This is a genomic window from Vulcanococcus sp. (assembly GCF_044369115.1).
GTDB lineage: Bacteria > Cyanobacteriota > Cyanobacteriia > PCC-6307 > Cyanobiaceae > Vulcanococcus.
This window is the reverse complement of the sequence record NZ_JBIPMN010000187.1, coordinates 1-4,625: the sequence shown is the minus strand read 5'-3', so window position 1 is coordinate 4,625 and position 4,625 is coordinate 1. Positions and strand designations below refer to the sequence as shown.

4 protein-coding genes are annotated in these 4,625 nt (G+C 61.7%); all 4 read right to left on the bottom strand.

Going from position 1 to position 4,625, the window contains the following annotated elements; all coding sequences use genetic code 11:
* Nucleotides 1–145: 145 nt before the first annotated feature.
* Entirely contained in the window at nucleotides 146–955 is an 810-nt protein-coding gene (locus ACIQ2E_RS12555; RefSeq protein ID WP_398331048.1) for an inositol monophosphatase family protein, read from the bottom strand.
* Nucleotides 952–2,298, bottom strand: coding sequence for a BCD family MFS transporter (locus tag ACIQ2E_RS12550; RefSeq protein WP_398331045.1), 1,347 nt, complete (start codon nucleotides 2,296–2,298; stop codon nucleotides 952–954). Before ACIQ2E_RS12550 ends, ACIQ2E_RS12555 begins: the two co-directional genes overlap by 4 nt.
* Nucleotides 2,299–2,372: 74 nt before the next feature.
* Entirely contained in the window at nucleotides 2,373–3,893 is a 1,521-nt protein-coding gene (locus tag ACIQ2E_RS12545) for a TolC family protein (protein ID WP_398331042.1), read from the bottom strand.
* 205 nt (nucleotides 3,894–4,098) lie between these two features.
* Nucleotides 4,099–4,625, bottom strand: a 527-nt coding sequence (locus tag ACIQ2E_RS12540; RefSeq protein ID WP_398331039.1) for a DUF512 domain-containing protein, incomplete at its 5' end; no start/stop codon positions are given.

The following is a 4,625-nucleotide window of genomic DNA, read 5'->3' as shown; positions in this document are numbered from 1 at the left end:
CGGGTGTTCCGGCTTTCAGCTCAGAGCGGCGTCTCAGCCGCTCACTGAACCTACAACACCGATTGCTCGGGTCTTCGGTTCCTGCATCAGGCGCCTCTCGGCTCCCGCGCAGTCCAAAACCATAACACCCCTCGCCGCTGAATTGTCAAGTGGACGACACCAGCGCGTCAGCCCAAGGCTTGAACCTGGCCAGTGTTTCGGCATCACGGGCGGCCAGCACTGGGAAGTTGGCCTGCGACAAATCCTCACCGGCCTGGAGCTGAGCCGGATCACGTACCAACCAACGCACCGGGCAGTTCAACTCCTGCAGCACCAGCCAAGCTGCCGCCAGATCCCAGATCTTGGGGGTGGCCTCAAGGGCTGAAATGGTCTGCCCCATTCCCACACTCACCAGATTGAGGCTGGCCACCCCAAGCAAGCGGATCTTTCCCGGAAAGCGCTGGTGCGGCAGCTTCTGCAGCACCCCGATCGAGCGGCTGCACAGGGAGGCGCATCCGGCCACCTGATTGCGTGCTGCCGGTGGCTGCAGTTTGTTGTGCTTCCGCCAGGCCCCCCCGCCACGAATCGCCACGATCCGCTGGCGCAGCGGCGGCACATCAAGCACCGCCAGCACAGGGATCCCATTCTCAAAACGCGCCAGGGAGATCGCCCAATAAGGGATCCCGGCAGCGAAGTTGGTGGTGCCATCCAGCGGATCCACCACCCAGAAGGCCTGCGAGCTCGGCACGCGCTGACTACCTTCCTCGCTCAGAACACCTTCACCTGGATAGAGCTGAGATAGCCCCTCAACCAGGGCTGCATCACTCCAGCGATCGCAAGCGGTGATCAAGCTGCCGTCCGCCTTGGCCTCGGAATCCAGCTGGCCAAAGTCTTGCCGTTGGCGCTCGGCAACCCGATCAAGCAGCAGACCCAGGGCATCCAAGCCCCCTGGCATACGAATGGGCGAAGCGATCATCCGAGCTCCATGGCAAGAACACGATCGAGGCTGCGGCCGGTGTCGTCACGGAACTGGCGCAGGTTGACGCGGCTGAGCAACACCAAGGCCAAAACAGCCATGGCTGCCTCAACAACAAACACAGCCGCGTAAGGCGGGAAGGCGCTGCCGGATGGGCTGAACGTGCGGGCCAGATCCAGCAGACCGCCACCGAGCACTTTCCCCGCCGCGCGGGAATAGGCCTGGGCCAAGCCCCAGACCCCGACAAACGTGCCCGCCACTTCCGGCAAAGTGAGATCCAGCATTAATACCAGGGTGGCATTGGTGCCGATCCCGGTGGCCAAACCAAACAGGAAGAGCACCAACTTGAGCCACTGCGGCTCCGCGGTGAGGCCCACGAGCGTGAGCAGCAGAAGCGAAGCCAGAATCAACTGACAACCCAAGCGGGCACTGGCAAATTTGCCCAGCCGAGGCACCAGCCACAGGCCTGCTAACAACAGACCCACCAAAGTGCCGATCCCCCAAACCGCACTGAGTGAAGCGGTGGCGGCGATGGGCAGGTTGAACACTTCAGCGCCATAGCTCTCCAGGATCGGATCCTGCAGAAACACCGCCAGGGTGAACGCCAGCAGGAAGCAGAAGAACACCAGCACCTGGCGGCTGGAGGTGATCAAGCGCCAAGCCAACGACAGTGTGATCGCATCCTCGCGGTCTTCAGCGCGACTGAGCTGCTGGCGTCCACCCGGCGTTTCAACCCCCCAGGTGGAAACCAAGGTGAGGGCGAACACCACCAGAACCACGCGGCCCATAAAGGTGAACAGGGTCGCTTCCAACTGCCCGGGATCCGTCACGCCGTCGAGCCCCTTGAGGCAGATCGAGCTGGCGATGGCACCCACCACGATCCCCACGGTGAGCAAACACCAGATCAGGCCCACCGCCCGGGGTCGCTCCTGCTCGGTGGTGCTGTCGATCACCAGAGCCAGATAGGGGGTGGTGGCCAGGGAAACGGCCAGCCCGTAGCAGGCGGTGAGGCCGCACAAGGCGGCAACGCCCAGGGCAATTCCCCAGCCCGCGCCGGTTTCCAGGGCGCTGTGCAAGCGGAAGATCAAGGGAATCAACAGCACGCCCAGACTGCAGAACAGCGCCGCGCCAATCCAGATGTAGGGCGTGCGGTGGCGGCCAGCCAGAGGATGCGCATCCGACACCTGACCAAACAGAATGCGGGAGGGAGCCACAAGCTGCTCAAACGCCAGGGCACCGCCCACAAGCAATCCGGGAAAACCCAGCTCGGTGAGCATCACCCGGTTGAGGAGCCCCACAAAGATCACAGCCAGGCAGCCCACACAGCCCTGAAACAGGCCCAACCGCAGCAGACGGGGAAGAGGAAGTGACAGCTGTCAGCGTTCAGCTGACTACTGACGTTAAGACGGTTTGAGCGTCAGGAGGCGGGCTGAGCGGAAGCCGCGGCCTGACAGGCGGGCTGCAGAGGTTCGGGGGGAACCGGAACACTGCTGCTGGCATCGTCGATCGACTTGCTGGCGGGCAGGGATGCGCTCTGACACACAGCAATCTGATCAAGCCCTGTGCGGCGGCGGAGGTTTGCCAGGCCATCGTTGTATTCGGATAAAGCCTGGGCGTAAGCCAGCTCCGCCTGGGTCAGGTCACGCTGGTTATCGACGACTTCACGCTGTGTGCTCACCCCAGCTTGGAAGCGCAAACGGGCAAGACGCAAAGCCTCGCGAGAAGACGTGACCTGACGTGAGGTGGTTTGGATATTGCGATTAGCCTGTCGCAGCTGGTAGAAGCTTTGCTCAACTTCGAAGCGCAGACGATCGCGCGTGTCGGCGAAGCGAAAGGAGTTTTCTTGAGCGCGTTGCTTAGCTTGACGATATTGGGCCCGAGCTGCGCCGCCGTCAAAAATGTTCCAAGTGGCCTGTAGACCTACTGCATTTTCTACAGCCCATCCGCTGTTTCCGGGTAGGTCGACCAAAACCTGCTCGTAGCCGTCATAGCGGAAGCCGCTGAGCGTGTTGAAGATGGAGAGGAAAGGCTGCACCGCGCCGAGGGCACTGTTGGCCTGGCTATTGGCCGCAGAGATATCAAGCAGGGCGTTGTCTAGTTCCTCACGGAAGGCGTAAGCAGCAATGATGCTCTCCTGAAGGGATGCAGTCCAGACACCCAGAGGTTTAAGTTGCTGGCTAGCAGTCGGACTCACATTTTGAGGAAGGTCGAGGAGTCGCGCGAGGTCACGGCGGGCCGTTGACTGCTGTGCGATTGCATTGGTGAGCAACTGCTGGTCGCGAGCCAGTTGCGTTTCAGCTTCTAAAACCTCAAGCTTGGTGGCCACACCAGCTTGAAAGCGCGCCGTTGCATCACGCAGGCTCACGATCGAAGCCCGCACGGAATCTTGACCGATCCGAACAGCCTCATCGCTGAACTGGAGCTCAAAGTAGGCTTGAGCTGCCTGCAAACGCAGCTCTCGCAAGGCGATCAGATATTGATTTTTTGCCTGCTCAAACTGATCGCGTGCGGCCGCGATCTGAGGAACACGCTGGGGATTGATCAGATCCCACTGGGCGGAGAGTTGTGCGCCCATATCCCAGCGACTGGTGAAGGAGTAAACCTTCTGAGATGAGGCCTGACCTGAGGAATCAGTGGCTGCAGTGGTGTTGCGTTGGTTACCACCTGTGTAACCAGGAAGATTCTGAGCGTTGATGCTGAGAGTTGGATACCAAGCCGCGATCTGCGAACGCAGCTGGCTCTGAGCCTGATCCACTTGGCTGGCGATCGCCTTCAGGTTGGGGTTGTTGACCTCAGCCAGATTTTCAACGTCTTTGAGCGAGAGCGGGCGCAGCTCGGCAATACGCACCTGCTCGGGCTTGTTGGGCAGCGCCAGGGTGGCGGGAGCCGCGAGGTTTTTGAGGCTTGGATCGAGCTTGGTGGCTGCCGGGGCCAGCACGCTGGCATCAGACTTCGGCCGCGGCCCTTTCAGCTGCGGTGCCAGGGGCAAAGGAGCTTGAACGCTGGCAGCAGGCTGATCCTGGGCAAAGCCGGTGCCGGTGATGGCCAGCAGACCGGTGCCAGCTGCAGCAAGCCAGGTCTTGAAGGGTCGCGTCACCGAAAAACTCTGCCCAAAAAAAGTTCACATGGCGAGCTTAGTCAGTTCAAGAGTCGGTGCCCAAGCATGCAGCCACGATCTCAGCTGCCCCACCCACCAGCTGAACCGGCACGGGCAACTGAGCGGCGACCGCCTCAAGGCGCTGGTCGTCGAGAAACACCGGTTCACCCTGCCGCAGCATCACAGCAGGTAGCAGCAGTTCCTCACCAAGATCGCAGCCTTGGAGCCCCTCCAGCAGATCGGAGCCCGTGAGCAGCCCGGTCACCACCTGATCCTGGCCCCAATAGGGGCTCGGCAGACCGTGCAGCAACAGCTCCAATCCCTCCACCGCGTTGAGCCGATCCACAGCAGGCTGCAGCGCTTCCGCCACCAGCAAACCCACCACCCAGCTCACGCGGCGGGGCCGAGGCAATGCCGCGGGTAGGGAAGCAGTGGCGTCATCCATCGCTTCAAGGAAGGCCCGGATGCTGCCTACGCCATTGCCCTCCTGAGGCAGATCCTCGTAGTCGTCGCGGGGCGGCAGCGGATAGCCCGCCATTAGATACCACTCATCCGACAACCAGGCAAAGCGAC

Coding starts and splice junctions, on each gene's coding strand:
- ACIQ2E_RS12555 (WP_398331048.1), bottom strand. CDS start 955: ATGATCGCTTCGCCCATTCGTATGCCAGGGGGCTTGGATGCCCTGGGT.